The following is a 15,731-nucleotide window of genomic DNA, read 5'->3' as shown; positions in this document are numbered from 1 at the left end:
AATCATTTATTCTATACAGAAAAAAGAGGAGCTCATCGCTCCTCCCTTCAGTCATACATAACCTGCACACGCGCAGGGAACATTCCTTATATAGCGAAAATATGATTGCCGATCTGCACGATTTGCTCACGTGACCATATCCACTTCGATGTCGCTGTCTCTGGGTTGAAGTAGTACAACGCTCCCTTGGATGGGTCTGCTCCATGCAGAGCATCTTGTGCCGCGTGATACGATTCTGAGTTCGGTGACATATAATATTGCCCATCATCCACTGCAGTGAATGCACCCGACTGCTCGATGACTTCTTCTATCGTATCAGGGAACTCTGGTGAAGCCAGACGATTCAGAACGACTGCAGCCACTGCGACTTGCCCCTCATAGGACTCGCCACGTGCCTCTGCGTATACAATGCGAGCGAGCAAATTCATCTCACGCTCATTCACAGACACTTTCTTAATGGCAGACCACGTCTTCTCTCCTGCAATGCCGTCAATCTCGAGCTGGTAATCCTTTTGAAACTTACGAACCGCATCCTCTGTCTGTTTGCCGTAGAAGCTTGTTACGTTCTCATCCGTAAAATACCCCAGTACCTTCAAACGATATTGTAGATCCGGTACATCAGCAGCGGTACTGCCATATCTTAACGTAGCAGGCGCAGCTGCTTGCAGCGTCTGCATTGGAATTGCGAATGCTATTATAAATGCAAATAAATACGCAATACTTTTACTAATAATATTATTATTTTTCATGCATTACACTCCTTCTCATTTTTTTAATAATTATTCACCATCATTAAATGGAATATTTTGTTTTGACCCAGCTACTTTCATGATAATAACACATAATAATTTATTAAGTAACCCAAATACACAAATTACATTTATTTGCTAATCCATTAATTAGGTTCCAGTTTCACCTTGTGTTTGCAGGATGGAAGCCTATATCTTCCTATATAACATTGTTCCTGCTCCATGGATTTTGGTACAATATAGGAAGTTAAGAAGCGAGGTGCAAGCAATGAATGTGATCAAAGTAAAAGACCGTCAAGAGCTGGACAAGCGAGTTCCGAGCATGCCCTGGTATGTTGAGAAATTCGTGAATTACAAGCTTCCCGACCTCTCTCCATCTTCTTTGCTCGAATATGTGAGAGATTATGATCTGTTCATGTCTTGGCTGATCTCGGAAGGGCTGTCACAAGCCTCCTCCGTCAAGGAAGTCGAGCTAATTGAGCTGGAGCGGCTTCACATGGACAGTATAGATAGCTTCCGAATGTTTCTATCCACGCATCCCAGCCATTCGAATACACGAACGACGATTACTCGCAGATTGTCCTCCTTACGCTCTCTCTTTCATTATTTGAGCCAGATCGCCGAGGATGACGAGTTTTATCCATTATTGAAGCGCAATGTGATGGCGAAGGTATCTATTAAGCGGACAAGCAAACCGAAGGATACGGCGGCTAAGCTGGAGGGCAAGCTGCTGCAGGAAGAAGAAATTTCTGAATTCCTAGCTTACATTCACCATGATTATGAGAAGGATGTCTCCACGAACAAGCAGGCTCTCTATTCCTATAAGCTCAATCAGACACGCGATGCCTGTATTATCAGCTTAATTCTGCATTCCGGTCTTCGTGTATCCGAGCTCGTGAATCTCAATACAGATGATATTGATGTGAAGAAGAAGCTCGCCTATGTTTATCGCAAAGGTAAGAATGACGATACCTTCAAGACACCTGTCTACTTCCGTCAAGAAGCAGTAGACGATATTACCGATTATTTGCGTATGAGGGATACGCATTATAAAGCGCCTAAACGTGAAAAAGCCCTCTTTCTAGCCATTGCGAATGGCAAAAAAGAAGGCTCGAGAATGACCAAACGTGCCATTCAGGAAATGGTAATCAAATACGCGAAACGGTTCGGCAAGCCTTACCTCTCCGTACATAAGCTGCGTCACTCGTTCGCTACCGATTATTATTTGCGCAACGATATCTATATGACCCAAGAGCAGCTCGGTCACGCTTCTCCAGAAACAACGCAGATCTACGCCCATCTGACCGATAAGACGATGGCGGAAGCCATCGATCGGATCAAACGCGCCAGTGAACAAGCTGTTAATTAATATTCTTCAAACAACAAACGAGCTGCATCTTATGCAGCTCGTTTGTTGTTGTATTCGAGTTCTATTGGAGTTCTATGAAGAAGTCACTTATTATTTCTTGTTCGTTGCTAATCATTCGTCCATCCCGCATCCGCTGTCGATATCCCTTGCTCGACTGCGAATTCGAAATCCTCGATATCGTACACCTGCACAGGAACCTCAGCTTCAATCAGCTTCTCCTGGAATTCGAACTGATCCGATAAGAGCGGTAGATTAAGCTTCGTTCCAGTCAGCAGAAGCTCGGTTTCAATCGGGTCGAAATACTCACCATAATGCGCATTATCTACCGCATGAACAACTGTGAATTGTATCGTATCGCTAAGCAGCAGTGGCGAGCTCTCCCGCCATGGCACCTGCATCGTACGTTCAATTTTTTTACGGTTAAGCGGGTCCTCGAAAAAAGTGATCAGCTCTACAATTTTATTTTTAACATGAAAATCATCCTCGGGATCATCCATTACTGGATCTGATCCGTCTCTCATATCATAAAGCTCCAATATCGATGAATAAGGCACAACGTAATCGATCGGACGGCTCGGGACGAGAAGATGACCATACGTTGCTACCATGACTGCTTCAATGACAAATCGCCGCCGCATGTTTGCTCCTCCTTCAGTAAGAACGGTTCCACATTATTATACAATATTCCATAACCTGTACAAGATAGCCATACGCCAAATTTGCGTTATTTCCACTCTGCGCTGTACAATTATTCATATTCGAATACAGGAGGAGCAGATATGGACAGAGAAGAAGCCATTATAATTGGATCAGGACCTTGCGGCTTAGCCGCTGGAATAGAATTGCAACGTATCGGACTATCCCCGTTGATTATCGAGAAGAACAATATGGTCCATTCCATTTCACAGTACCCTACATACATGCAGTTTTTCAGTACAACCGATCGTCTGGAGATTGGCAATGTGCCCTTCACAAGTCCCAATGAGAAGCCCTACCGGCTTGAGGCCATTAATTATTACCGGACCGTTGCTCTTCGGCATGAGCTGCGAATTAACGCATATGAGACAGTGACACAGATTGAACGAGTAAACGGAGGCTTCCAGGTCAATAGTGTCAATCGGCACGGTGAGTCCAAAACCTACTTCAGCCGCTATGTCGTGGTTGCAACTGGATACTTCGATAATCCCAACTATCTTGGAATACCTGGTGAGCATTTGGACAAAGTCACCCACTTCTTCCGGGAACCACATCCCTATACGGGCATGGAGGTAGCGATTATTGGTGGAAGCAACTCGGCCATTGATGCCGCACTCGAATTAGAGCGAGTGGGTGCGAAGGTAACGGTCATCTATCGGGGAGAGGGATATTCTTCAAGCATTAAACCGTGGGTTAGACCGGGATTTGAAGGGAAAGTGGATAAAGGAAATATTAAAATGCTCTTCCAATCGCGTGTCATTGAAATTGATCAACGCAGCGTGATTATTGAAAGACCTGATGGCATAACTACTATAAAGAATGATTTCGTATTAGCGATGACTGGTTTCCACCCTGATCGTGAGTTTTTAACGAAGACAGGTGTTGCTATGGCTCCAGAAGGCTATCCTTTCTTCAATGAAGAAACGATGGAGACGAACGTACCGAATCTGTTCTTAGCCGGTGTCGTCGCCTCCAAACATGTAGCGAATGAAATTTTCATTGAATCGGGACGCTTTCACGGCAACAAAATTGCAGAGCATATCAAAAGATTGCCAAGCCATACATCCCTTTAATTATCGTTATTAACGCACCTCATCAAGTCGTTTCTTAAGTGCGGCAATTTTATCCGAATCCGGCTGCTGATCTCCATATCGAACTTCTTCGTACAGATGTACAAGCTCTTGCTCATCAGCAGACGGATTCGATTGATTGCGCCAATGCATCAGATCATCCGCTGTTTCCTTAGGCGTTAGATGTGCTTGTATCGCATACCCCTTCTGGGCTTGACTCTTGAGCAGTCTACTGTACAAATAGCGTACCCGCTCCGCTCCATTCATTTGCTCGCCCCATTGGCCTTCTTTTCCCCGTCTACCTGAGAATAGTCTATTCACTGAATTCCGCAGCTCATCTGACCATTTGTTTAATGTCATTAAGCTTTCAACTTCATCCGTATAACCTGCTTCTTGACTTCGTTTCTCCGCAGAACGCTCCAGCAGCTGAAGATAGAGCTTCCTTCCAAGCTTCCACAATCCACGGCATGCAAAGTAAAGACCCACTAGAACGAGAATAATAACAATAATAATACCGATTACCTTCATCGCTTGCTCGATCCACAGCATCCATGCTGCTGGTTCCTTCACTTCGTCTGTTAGCATTGACGTAGGGGGAATAATCTCCTGCCCTTGCTCAGGCTCTGCCGGTATCTCCTCTTCAGGACGATTGAACCATTCCATAATCTTGGCAGCAAGAGAAGTGACAAGTGCTTCAACACCCTGTTGCAGCTGGCGGAACAAGCTGATAATAAGCAGTATAACTACTGCGATGCTGATCATCACACGATTCTGCCTTTTGAAAGCAGCTGCTGTTGATTGGGTCACCTTACCGCTGGCATCCGTTTCACTGGATAATAATCGTTCATTCACGAGATACAATGTTGTAATAACAGCCGCAATTCCGCAGATCGTCAATAGCAAGCTATAGGAAGCAAGGCTTGTTAGTGGCTTCCTAAGTATTTGGACGATAATTGATGCTGTTAATCCATAGAACATTACCTGATTAGGGAAGGATAATAACCATCCCTTGGCAGATTGTTGAATACCTCGATAGGTGATTATAGCTCCAAGTATTACAAGTCCAGGCGTATAATAGCTTATTGCTTCATTATTGATATTCATTAGAATGGCAGTCATTCCGGTATGAATAACACCGCCAGCAAGCGCTATAAGCAGACGGTAAATTCGTCGATCTTTCTTGAGCTTCACGATACTCACACTACCAGCCATATATACGAGAGGCAGAGTTAGAAGCCATAGAGCAGCCCAATTACCTGAAAGCGAGTATACGGCTGCTATAAGCAGCAGCGGCGTATAGAACAGTGTTTCTACGATACCCTTCAGCAGTGCAGCCAAAGCGGGATAACGAAGCTCTATTCGATTCATCCAGATGCACCTGCCTCTCCTGCCAGCAATTGATCGGTTAGCTGCCAGAACACGACCGAATTGCCATTGGCGCTAAGACGCTCTGCTTGAAGCTCCATTTGGTCATTCCAATAAGCGGACAGAATTAGGATATCCCGCTGCGAATAACCGGCATCTGCCTCTCGCTCAAGCATGTCATTGAACCTCTCTGTTCTTGTGAGCTCAAGCTTGGCCATTGCCTCGAACAGATCGAATAAATGTTCATTGCCTCCACGCGGTTCAATTACGGTGCTCTCCAGCTCTCCCACCAGATTCATATTAGTCGCAAAGCCTGCTTCCATCCCACTCAGAACGACCGCTTGCGCAGCTCCTGCTGCCCACTCGATACCTCGTTCAATAAGGGATTCATTATTGACTGTACGCCACATGCCATCCGTATCCTCGGCGTTCAGGTAGATCATAAGCTTTCTATCCGCTGTATAATCATATTGATGCACCTGCATACGTCCCGCTCGTGCTGTTGCCTTCCAGTTCACCTGCTTATAGGAATCTCCCGCTCTATAATCCCTCGCTCCAGTGATGACGAAGGGATCTTCAATAATCCAACGTCGAACCGAAGTATCCCCCTGCCAGCTATGTGAAGGCAGCTCATGGATAGGAACCTCCGCTGGCAATGGATAGACAATTAACTGCCCTTGCAGAGCAATCTGCTTCGTCTTGTTCATCAGTCCAAGCAGATCTCCACCTGTCATCGACACAGATTCAAGCTTGTACCAGCCACGCTTCTCGCAGACCATGCGATGTCTTCGCGTGATCTTCGTATGTGGCATAAGCGTGAAGAAGCTTTTATGATTCTGAGATAGCTGCCCGCTGCTAACATCCAGGTTATCCTGTTGATGGAATCGAAGCTTGGCAGACAATTGCGATTCTAGACGAAGCCAGGGAACCGGCAGCCACTTCTCATTCTTAAGCTGCTCGACAAGCTCAATCGTATCCCCGCGGAAGCATGTCCGTTTCTGGAACTGCCTTGTATAGCTAATATTGCGAAGCCCATAACGATTGAATACTTTGCTTTGCAAGTACAGTAAGAGAATGGCCGATACAATGAACCAGAATAGAATCATCGCTGTGCCGGCCTAACGGGCAGCAATGCCTGCCTCAGCAGGCACTTCTATGCGATTGATAATATCCTCAATGATGCTCTCAGCATTACGCTGCGTGCGCTGTAAGCCTCGAAGCGCTAGCCGATGTGCCAGCACAGGCTTCGCCATCGCCTTCACATCATCCGGCGTTACGAAATCACGGCCCTGTAGAATGGCGTACACCTGAGAGGCTCTAAGCAGCGCTTGACTGCCTCGAGGACTTACGCCGATCGTGACCTCATCGCGTACCCTAGTTTGTTCGACGATCTGCAGCATATAGAGCAATAAATCATCGGTTACGCGGACAGTTGGGTACAGCCGCTGAGCTTCTGCTATCATTCCGGAATCAGCTGCTGGTTGCAGCTCTTCGAGTGGATCACTGACCTTGAACCGCTTCAGAATCTGAACGGCCTCATCCGTAGTCGGATAGCCCATCTGAATTTTGAACAGGAACCGATCTAGCTGAGCTTCCGGCAGCTGGAATGTACCTTGATGCTCAACAGGATTCTGCGTTGCAATAACCATGAATGGCTTGTCCAATCGTTTGGTTTCACCATCTATACTAATCTGACGCTCCTCCATACACTCTAGCAGACTTGACTGTGTTCTTGGCGTTGCCCGGTTAATCTCATCAGCAAGCAGCAGATTCGTGAAGAGTGGTCCTGGACGGAATTCGAAGCTTCCTTCTTTCTGATTGTAGAAATTAATACCACTAAGATCAGATGGCAGCAAATCCGGCGTGAATTGAACACGCCGGAACTGCAGCTGCAGTGACTTCGCCAGGGACTTAGCCAGCAGCGTCTTCCCCGTCCCTGGGACATCCTCTAACAGCACATGGCCAGAGGTGACGAGAGCGATGAACAGCAGATCAACCACTTGATTTTTGCCGACAATAACACGGCCGATGTTCTCTCTGAGTTGTGCAGCTAATTGTGTAACCGAACGATAGGGCATTTCAGCAGCTCCTTTGTAGATGCGACTATTCGCTTCATTAGTTCGACTTACTTTCTCCATCCGGTTTTTGCGCGCTGAAGCTTTTGCAGATCACTCCAACGGATGATTCGTATTCCTTCAGCCTTGATCGACTTCTGAATGTCTTCGTCACGGAATAATTGGTATTCCATTCCCCTTTTCTCCGGTTGACCGTGAAAGGCTAGTAGCTCGTCTGTGACCAAGGAAGGATGTATGATAAGCTCTGTAACACCTGGCTGCAAGCTGCTTAGCAGCTTCTTCATATCTTCCTTGAGCGACAGATAGGTTTCCCCCTTCTGCAGCTGGAATGGAAGCCCTACGAGATAATCCAGCACCACAACTCCCATAGAATCAGCCAGAAGCCCGAGCTGTCTTGCCTGCTCAGCCTTCTCAGGTGGAGCCATTTGCCCATTGCCTACTGCCAGCTGCCTTGGGAGACGGAATGGTAATCCATACTTGGCGCACACCTCAAGAACAACGTCTAGGAAATGACGTCCTGTCTCCAAGCCATATAAGCTTCCCATATGGTTATCTGCATGTGTAGGCTGCATACCGTATTGAAGGGCGGTTTCAATCTGGGCAATGAGCTCGCTTCTCACTTGCTCAGCAACTGCCTTCTCTTCGAAGGTTTTGCTGTCTTTCGGGAAAAACCCTTCACTTGTAATAAGTGACTGAGCTGCTGCTCCGCGATTTATTGGCCCCCATCGATAAGAGTTCCACTCGCTTGTGAATGTGAAATGAATGCCGACATCATAATTAGGATTTCTTGCGCTCCATTCAGCTGCATCCTTCGAGGCTCTGCACGGCATCATAATGGTCGCTGAGCTTACTGCCTGCTCTTGAAGCAATTGCTGGATACCCGAATTGACGGATTGGCACAGTCCATAATCATCCGCATTAACGATTAATAACCGTTCTTCGCTCCCATAGCCTAGTGACGTCGCTACATTCATACTCACTCATCCTCCTTCGATATGATCGAACAGTTATCTAACCCAACAGTCTATGACACAGCTGCTTCAAGCTTTGTTCATTATGATCTACCCACTCACATACTCGGTATGCTTGGTCTGCGATACGAGCGAGTACGTCAGCATCATCCAACCGTTCCTTCCAACGCGTTGCAAAATGCAGGGTAATATCCAGCATGCGCAGCTTGATCAATACAGGCATACTAATGATTTCCTGCTCCGTTAGCTTAAGCAATGAACCATAGCCTTCACAGAATAGCGTAATTTGGCTCATGGTCAAAGATTCATCCTCGCCAATCAGATCGACGATGACTACAGCTAATTCCATTGGACGAACATCTATCGTACTGAACTCGAAATCGAGTATTCCGATAACTTTATCGCCCACTGCAACAGCATTACTAAAGTTTAGATCACCATGTATCCATTGTTGGGGAAGCTTTGTAATGCTGTCCATTGCAGATAGAAGATCGTCACGTTGGCGCTGCAAGGACTCGAATTTCGAAGCTCTCTCTTGCAGCACGGACGCAGAGGCAGAGACGGACTGCATCTCTTCCCTGCTTAATGCAGCATATGTTTCTTCCAGCATATAATAAGGCTGATAGATGGGCTTATTCTGAAGCTTCACTTGGCTTAAAGCCAATGTCAGAGCGGCAGCTGCACGGCCAAGAGAAGATATATGGGCTGGATTTCCAACCGATGGTCGCTCGCCTGCTATGAAATGATAGAGAGCTGCCAGCGTTCCGTCTTCACCTATCGTCACCGTCTCGCCATTCTGATTAGCGACTGGAATAGGCACATAGAAAGCTGGCTCTGTAAGCTGTAGCGCTTTCAATAGTTCATGCTCCAGCAGGACAGTTGGCTTGTCTTTGTGGTTATTGTATATGCGCAGAACATATATGCGATCATTAGCTACAATCATTCGCGTTGTATTATTCATTCCGTTATTTCCCGGCTCAATGAACCAATCTGCATCAAGCTGGTACTGCTCTACATACTCGGCAACAGCTTCCCTCGTCAAATACTCGTGCCCCCTTGCTCCTCCAGGAGACGCTGCAATCGACTCGTTAACGTCTTACGCCAGCTGTCAGCAAGCTCCTCTACGGCTAGCAAAGTCTGCAGTCCTGCCAAGTCATCTTTGTCCTTGTACATAATACGATTAGCTTCTGATATTGTCATAGCAGCAGGATGGCGTGTAACGACATGAACCCGATCACCGCTCTGAATATTGCCTTCTCTCAGAACTCGGAAATACAAGCCGGTATATCCCGTTATCCGAACCTGCTCGGTTAGCTCAGGCCTCTGATGACGCAGTCCGAGCTTGTAGCATGGTTGTCTTGGCTGGCTGACTTGAACGAGCGTATGACCCGCTTCTAAGATATCTCCAATGCATAGATCATCCTCCGACCAATCCGCTAACGTCCAGTTCTCGCCGAATGATCCTAGTTCCAGCTGGCGTTCGAGCTGCTGCTCCCAATAAGGATAATGCTTGTGTAAATATACACATACAGCTTTATCAGGTCCCCCATGATTCACAAGATCACCTTGACCGTCCCCTGTTATACCACCACTATGGAGCTGATGAAGGTTATGAGATGGTCTTTTAAAAATACCCGTCTGAATCTCTTTCGAACCATACGCTGCTGCTACAGGCATTCCCACATTAAGGGATACAATGTAGCTTTGGTTAGCTTGAATGAACAACTGGAATGCCCTCCTGACCTATTTATACGTAGTTCTATTATAATAGCTTTAAGGAGAAGTTGGCAAAGAATAATATGCTACTCATTTATTAATGACATTAACTATAGTTCAATTACATCTATTGTACCATCGTGATTCGACACGTTTTGTAGCATTCGATTCGCTCATGTCGAAATCGTTTCCATTGTGTAATATCCTGCGCTTCCCCGGGAAATAAGAGCGTTCGTTTCTTCGATTTATTTCCTCAAATCTATTTCCTCAATTTTCCGACAATTAATCAACATGGAACTTGCGCTCCATCCTAATAATGTCCCCGCGTGGACGCTTCAACCGGCTCTGGAGCCTCGCGAGATGACGCGTGCGGAATTTCAAATCCGCCAGTAGCGTGAAGATCAGCAGAATGCCAGCAGCGACTGCTCCTCCTATCCCGAATACGAGTATGGAGCCTAGTCCTGTCAATGCGAGCCATAGGAAAGCCATTACATTCACCGTAAAGCTCCATTTCCCAAGATGCCATGGAGCCTCCTTCAGAAGCTGATGCTCGCCTTTGAGGTTTATTTTGAGTGCAAGCGGTATCGCATAAGCAGCATTCAAGCATATGAGCATGAATCCGAATAAGAAGGCTGTTGAGTCAACGCTTAGGAGCCGAGCAGTGATAAGAGTAAGCAACGCGGTCCCTGCAGACAACCATACGGCTGCCTCTGGTGCTTGCGTCTTCACACCAACTCGAGCCCATTTCCCGCTCAATGGCAGTGCATGATCTCGTGCCATGCTGAATACAGCTCTAGAGCAGACTGTCATCGCACTGCAGCCGCTAAGCCACAGAGCTGCCATCATAGCCATTACGACTATCGGAGCCCCGCTAAGCATCTCTAGAGCAGCAGCCACCATTATACTTCCACCGCTACCTGCAATGACTGGCTCATTAAATGCCGGCAACAGAAGAGTCAGGAACAGCAGTAGGATGAAGCCTATAATAAAGGTATATACCGTTGACATATAGATTGCCCAAGGGACTCGAATACGGGGATCACTCGTTTCTTCAGCGCCTTGTGCAGCAGCATCCATACCAAGGAACAGCTTCTGCAAATACAATATGCCGCCAAGAAAGGACGCAACTGGCACAGCACCTGTCAACGATTCGTTCTGAAAAGCGTACAATACGGCCGGCGAATAATAGCCCGGCCAGAACAAGATGGCCAATCCACCGATAAGAGCTAACGCAATCACCGCTTGAACCCATATGCCAGCCTGCTGAAGCCATCCCAGAGCAGAGGCGCCCCAATGATTGACTATCGCTTGCGAGGAGATAAGCGCAGCCGTCAGAAGGCTGTAAGACCATATGGAAGTCGAATATCCGAATCGGCTTGCCAGCAATGAATCAAGAACAGCTGCGCATGCACCGTTCATTAGAGCAATCATCGCGATGTATCCAGCGATATGGAACCAGCCTGCATGAAAGCCCCATCGTCTCCTGCCCAGCGCAGACGACCAATGATAGACGCCGCCTGACGTTGGCACGGCTGACGATAACTCAGCTAGTGAGGCGCTCACAGCCAGCCCGAATATAGCAGCGAGCGGCAGTCCGATGCTTATTACGGACGGCCCTCCTCTCTCCAGTGCAGGTCCAAGACCAATCACCGCAGCCCCAATCCATCCAATGGAATTGAAGGACAAGCCAAAGGAAGCCGTCGCTCCTAATTTTCTTCTTAATTGCTGCGCTAGACCGAATCTATTCAGATCATGTTTGTCCTGCTGTGCTTGTATGTAAGAGGCGTAAGACGTCATACTCTGATGCCTCGATGACCGTATCCCCTGCTGCGCCTTCATCGCGCCTGCTAATGCTGCCATACATACGACAGCGAATATAGCCATTCCGAGCCATGCCATAATCATAAGCAGTCCCCTCCCTATCCATAAGGTATGAACCACCCCATTCGCTCATGTCCCGTGCATGTTTTCCCAAGCCATAATTTTCGCACCGTCTGCAATAAAAAATGCTTCGTATCAATAGATACGAAGCACCATGAAGCTTACGATACATGCCAGTACGAATACGATAGCGTGCATTGCGAAGCGATACCATTTGTCCTTGCTAGTCTGGAGCGGTCTCAGCGCTCTGAAGTTAACAATGAAGAGAATCATAAGGTAGACGAGAGCGATAGCAATTCCCCATAGCCTCTGGGACAAGGTTGGTGGAGACATGAACCCGTAGATAAGAATAATGCAGCCTACGAATACATATGGGAACAGCGCACCTAACAGCAAATGAACAGCAATCCCTAACCATTTCATTCTATTCATCCGCTTACCCATCCTTTCAGAGCATGTCCATTCATGGAGCCTTGCTGCTAATTGTTCGGGACCATCACGCCAAGAGGCCCTGTGTCTAGAATGATATCTTGAATGTCGTATACAGAGATCGGAAAATAAGGAAATCCAAATGCATATGGCGTCAGCTCGTACAGGGCAAAATAAATAACTAATGCTCTATCGGCAATATAGAAATCCTGATCCGGTCTGATCATCTGAAAAGGCACCAAGGTACTGATATCCCTTTCTTTGATCTGTTCACTAATAAGTTCAGAGAGCCGCTTGATATAGTGACTTCCTGGTTTGAACAGTTGTGCGAGTGTATATTCATATCCAGTTGAGACTCGGAACGTCATTGACTTCTGCAGCGTCAAGCCGTGTGCCCCGCCAGTATAAGCATAATTGAACAGCGAGAGACTGAGAATATCCTTCTCATTTGTCTTTACCTCATAGAAACCCTGCATCTCTGATCTAGGGTCGTCAAGGGAGCCTTGATCAGCCACAAGCTGCTGTGCGCTTCGTCGAATCGATTCATTAATCAGGTTAGTTGCCGAGGCAACAGGCCCTCCGCTCACGTATGGAATCCATAGCTCTGCCTTCGGAAAAGTCGCTCGGGAGGATTGGATGACAACAGGAGATTGAAATACCATATAGAAGACACCTGCCTATTCGGTAAGATGCTCCATTGTATGCAAGGTTAACCTCATCTCATGCCACTCAATTCCACCATGGGTAGAATCTGCTATATTTATGTATGCAAATCCCGCCTGCTCATAAAAGGAGATCAGATGACGTTCGCACATCAACAGGATCGATTGGACGCCCGCAGCCTCACATTCAGCAATCAATCGCTTCAATAGCAGCATACCGATGCCTTGCCTTCTCGCTCCCTGTGCAACCACTACTGTTAGAATGCAGAAGTTGCTGCCGTCTATGGCATCCTCTTGATTACCTTTCATCTCATCTCCACAGCTGGAGGCTGCTGTTCTCACCCCATTGGCTATACCTAGCAGCTGATTGTCTGACCACGCAGACCAGAAATATTCGGGATAGCGCTGATGACGAAAAGCAAAGCCCTCCCGGGTTGCCGCTGCCTCAGCATTGTAGCAGCTCTGTTCCAGATTAAGCGCTTCCTCGAGCTCTCTGGCTTCAATACGTCTTAACGCAATGTGGCTCACAGAAGCATTTTCTCCCTCTCCGTTAATCTTCTTCCTTTAATGTCGATAACTAATTCTCCATTATTCAACCCAATGATGCGGTCGGCGAACCGTTCAGCCCAATCGCCTTGATGCAGCACAGCGATGACAATGACTCCTTGTTCCTCGCACAATTTCTTCAGATCGCTTAGCACTTTATCGGCTGTATGAGGATCAAGGCCCGCTACTGGCTCATCCGCTACAATGACCTTCGCTCCATGCACGAGTGCACGCGCAATTGCGATCCGCTGACGCTCTCCGCCGCTCATCTTCGATGCCAGTTGATGAGCTTTATCAATCAGGCCCATCTTCTCGATCATATCCATCGCGCCCATATAATCATCATTGCGCATCATCCCTGTCCATCTTCTCCAGGCAGGCGTCTGGCTAACAGAGCCGATAATAACATTCTTCAAGCCTGTCTTATTCAGATACAGCGAAGCCTTCTCCTCCAAGTAAGCGACTTCACGCCGAACCTTAAGCTTGCCTGATAATCCTTGCTTCAGAATATCAACACCATCGAATTGATAGGAACCCTTGGTCCATGACTCCTGCATGGAAAGACATTTCAAGAGCATGGATTTGCCGCTTCCGCTTGCACCCTTGATGGCGATAAATTGTCCAGGCTGTGCTTCAAAGCTGATCTGTTTAAGGACGGTTGGTCCTCCAGGAATTTGCTTCATCAAGTTCATTACCTTAATCATTGTTCGCGCCCCTTCGTATTACGCATCGCTGTTTCTATTAATCTAGTTTACGGTAAACAAAAAACAGTTTCCACACGAACAAATGTTTGCTATAATAAAAGTAAGAACAAATGTTCTGTTTCCACTGAAACCATAACCAAATTAGAGGAGGCTGGATCACCATGAAGAGCAATTGTGAAAACTTTCGTTTTGAAGAGAAAAGATGGCCACATCGGGATTTAACATTCAAGTTTTATTCTAACGGAGCATTGACGATTATTGATAATCGTACGGAGGAGGTGATCTCGCCCAATGATTTGAAGGGTGACAGCTTAGATTTCTATATCCGCCGGAGAATTACTTACATTAAGAATCAATTAACGGCATCACAATTGAAATATGCATAACCTAAGATAATTAGGGGGAGCGCCACAACCTAGTGCTGTGCTCCCCTAATTCGCATGTTGTTTAAGGCAGATGTTTGCTAATCCCGTTCAGGCTCGGAGGAAGCTTGGCTAGCTTCGACAGCCTCACGCCTGATCCTTGTTTTCTCGAATTACCATGATTGGTTGAATCCTTGTTACTCTTGCTCATCTCAATCACCCCCCATTGTAATTATGTGGATATTGATTATTATTTATGTAGTTCTCCTATACAATCCCCGTTCGTTGACGTGAGGCTCCTAATGCGGTAGATTGTTCATACAACGTACACTTCGCCAAAGGAGCCGTGTTCTATATGAAGCAACATCTATTCTTCGACCTTGATGACACGCTCATTCACTGTAATAAATATTTCTATTCAGTAATTGAGCAATTTGTAGATGCCATGACGACTTGGTTTGCAGGCTATGAAGGCATTGACGCCGAGGCCGTTCGGAATATGCAGACGGAGATTGATATCGCAGGCGTAGCCATCCTGGGCTTCAAGAGCGAGCATTTCCCACAATCTTTTATTGACACCTACATCTACTTCTCTGATCTGACAGGACGCAAGCGCTCGGCAATAGAGGAGGACTTGCTCTGGAAGCTTGGACTGAGTGTCTATGAGCATGAGACAGAGCCTTATCCGAATATGGAGGAGACGCTCGATACTCTTGCCTCTGGAGGACATAAGCTTCATCTGTACACTGGTGGGGAAATTACGATACAACGTCGCAAAATCGAACAGATGCAGCTAGAGCGATACTTCGATAATCGCATCTACATTAGCCGTCATAAGAATAGTGAGACACTGGAGTCCATATTAGCCGACGGCGGATTCGATCGTACTCTGACTTGGATGATCGGCAACTCCATTCGTACAGACGTCGTCCCCGCTTTAACAGCTGGCATTCACGCCATCCATATGCGAACACAATCGGAATGGAAGTATAACGTCATTAATATCGATGTCGCTCCGAAAGGTGCCTTCTTCACACTGGACAAGCTGCTCGAGGTCCCTGGCACCATTCATAATTATTTGAACCGTATATAAATAAAGGCGCTGCACACGGATGTGCAGCGCCTTTATTATCTTC

The 15,731-nt window shown here is 46.8% G+C and carries 18 protein-coding genes; 4 read left to right on the top strand and 14 right to left on the bottom strand.

The window, feature by feature from the left end; translation table 11 throughout:
• Positions 1 to 86: 86 nt before the first annotated feature.
• Positions 87 to 749, bottom strand: coding sequence for a spore cortex-lytic enzyme (sleB, locus tag AC6ESP_RS14110; RefSeq protein ID WP_497097373.1), 663 nt, complete (start codon positions 747 to 749; stop codon positions 87 to 89).
• Positions 750 to 1,017: 268 nt separating this feature from the next.
• Between sleB and xerS the strand changes: the two genes are divergently transcribed.
• Positions 1,018 to 2,118, top strand: coding sequence for a tyrosine recombinase XerS (gene xerS, locus AC6ESP_RS14105; RefSeq protein ID WP_497097372.1), 1,101 nt, complete (start codon positions 1,018 to 1,020; stop codon positions 2,116 to 2,118).
• Positions 2,119 to 2,225: 107 nt separating this feature from the next.
• Here xerS and AC6ESP_RS14100 read toward each other — a convergent pair whose 3' ends face one another.
• Positions 2,226 to 2,756, bottom strand: a complete 531-nt coding sequence (locus tag AC6ESP_RS14100) for an ADP-heptose synthase (RefSeq protein ID WP_497097371.1) — start codon at positions 2,754 to 2,756, stop codon at positions 2,226 to 2,228.
• Positions 2,757 to 2,897: 141 nt separating this feature from the next.
• Here AC6ESP_RS14100 and AC6ESP_RS14095 point away from each other — a divergent pair, with 141 nt between their 5' ends.
• Positions 2,898 to 3,887, top strand: coding sequence for a YpdA family putative bacillithiol disulfide reductase (locus AC6ESP_RS14095; protein ID WP_497097370.1), 990 nt, complete (start codon positions 2,898 to 2,900; stop codon positions 3,885 to 3,887).
• A gap of 9 nt (positions 3,888 to 3,896) precedes the next feature.
• Here AC6ESP_RS14095 and AC6ESP_RS14090 read toward each other — a convergent pair whose 3' ends face one another.
• The 11 genes from AC6ESP_RS14090 to AC6ESP_RS14040 all read right to left on the bottom strand — a co-directional run bounded on the left by AC6ESP_RS14090 (position 3,897) and on the right by AC6ESP_RS14040 (position 14,233).
• Entirely contained in the window at positions 3,897 to 5,252 is a 1,356-nt protein-coding gene (locus tag AC6ESP_RS14090) for a DUF4129 domain-containing protein (RefSeq protein WP_497097369.1), read from the bottom strand.
• On the bottom strand, positions 5,249 to 6,355 hold the full coding sequence (locus AC6ESP_RS14085; RefSeq protein ID WP_497097368.1) for a DUF58 domain-containing protein: 1,107 nt from the start codon (positions 6,353 to 6,355) through the stop codon (positions 5,249 to 5,251). The genes AC6ESP_RS14090 and AC6ESP_RS14085 overlap by 4 nt, the downstream gene beginning before the upstream one ends.
• Positions 6,356 to 6,367: 12 nt before the next feature.
• Complete coding sequence (locus AC6ESP_RS14080) at positions 6,368 to 7,327, bottom strand: AAA family ATPase (RefSeq protein WP_497097419.1); 960 nt, start codon at positions 7,325 to 7,327, stop codon at positions 6,368 to 6,370.
• Between the two features lie 47 nt (positions 7,328 to 7,374).
• Positions 7,375 to 8,298 (bottom strand): polysaccharide deacetylase family protein, encoded by a 924-nt coding sequence (locus AC6ESP_RS14075; protein ID WP_497097367.1) that lies wholly within the window; start codon positions 8,296 to 8,298, stop codon positions 7,375 to 7,377.
• 37 nt (positions 8,299 to 8,335) lie between these two features.
• Positions 8,336 to 9,337, bottom strand: a complete 1,002-nt coding sequence (locus AC6ESP_RS14070) for a phosphotransferase (protein ID WP_497097366.1) — start codon at positions 9,335 to 9,337, stop codon at positions 8,336 to 8,338.
• Positions 9,334 to 10,020 carry an MOSC domain-containing protein gene (locus AC6ESP_RS14065; protein WP_497097365.1) on the bottom strand — a complete coding sequence of 229 codons (687 nt, stop codon included), beginning with the start codon at positions 10,018 to 10,020 and terminating at the stop codon, positions 9,334 to 9,336. Before AC6ESP_RS14065 ends, AC6ESP_RS14070 begins: the two co-directional genes overlap by 4 nt.
• A 273-nt stretch (positions 10,021 to 10,293) precedes the next feature.
• Positions 10,294 to 11,916 (bottom strand): amino acid permease, encoded by a 1,623-nt coding sequence (locus tag AC6ESP_RS14060; RefSeq protein ID WP_497097364.1) that lies wholly within the window; start codon positions 11,914 to 11,916, stop codon positions 10,294 to 10,296.
• 111 nt (positions 11,917 to 12,027) lie between these two features.
• A complete protein-coding gene (locus tag AC6ESP_RS14055) occupies positions 12,028 to 12,324 on the bottom strand; it encodes a hypothetical protein (protein WP_497097363.1) in 297 nt (98 codons plus the stop codon).
• 47 nt (positions 12,325 to 12,371) lie between these two features.
• Entirely contained in the window at positions 12,372 to 12,983 is a 612-nt protein-coding gene (locus AC6ESP_RS14050) for a DUF3298 and DUF4163 domain-containing protein (protein WP_497097362.1), read from the bottom strand.
• Positions 12,984 to 12,998: 15 nt separating this feature from the next.
• The gene (locus AC6ESP_RS14045) at positions 12,999 to 13,511 is read right to left on the bottom strand and encodes a GNAT family N-acetyltransferase (RefSeq protein WP_497097361.1); all 513 of its coding nucleotides are present in this window, start codon (positions 13,509 to 13,511) and stop codon (positions 12,999 to 13,001) included.
• Entirely contained in the window at positions 13,508 to 14,233 is a 726-nt protein-coding gene (locus AC6ESP_RS14040) for a phosphonate ABC transporter ATP-binding protein (RefSeq protein WP_497097360.1), read from the bottom strand. Before AC6ESP_RS14040 ends, AC6ESP_RS14045 begins: the two co-directional genes overlap by 4 nt.
• 161 nt (positions 14,234 to 14,394) lie before the next feature.
• On the opposite strand from AC6ESP_RS14040, the gene AC6ESP_RS14035 reads away from it, so the two are divergent.
• Positions 14,395 to 14,619: a hypothetical protein gene (locus tag AC6ESP_RS14035; protein WP_497097359.1), complete on the top strand. Its 225-nt coding sequence runs from the start codon at positions 14,395 to 14,397 to the stop codon at positions 14,617 to 14,619.
• A gap of 61 nt (positions 14,620 to 14,680) precedes the next feature.
• On the opposite strand, the gene AC6ESP_RS14030 is transcribed toward AC6ESP_RS14035, so the two are convergent.
• A complete protein-coding gene (locus tag AC6ESP_RS14030) occupies positions 14,681 to 14,806 on the bottom strand; it encodes a hypothetical protein (protein WP_497097358.1) in 126 nt (41 codons plus the stop codon).
• Between the two features lie 144 nt (positions 14,807 to 14,950).
• Here AC6ESP_RS14030 and AC6ESP_RS14025 point away from each other — a divergent pair, with 144 nt between their 5' ends.
• Complete coding sequence (locus AC6ESP_RS14025) at positions 14,951 to 15,688, top strand: HAD family hydrolase (protein ID WP_497097357.1); 738 nt, start codon at positions 14,951 to 14,953, stop codon at positions 15,686 to 15,688.
• Positions 15,689 to 15,731: the final 43 nt, after the last annotated feature.

Source organism: Paenibacillus xinjiangensis (genome assembly GCF_059686975.1).
Note: the sequence above shows the minus strand (reverse complement) of the source record. Positions and strands in the feature narration are given on the sequence as shown.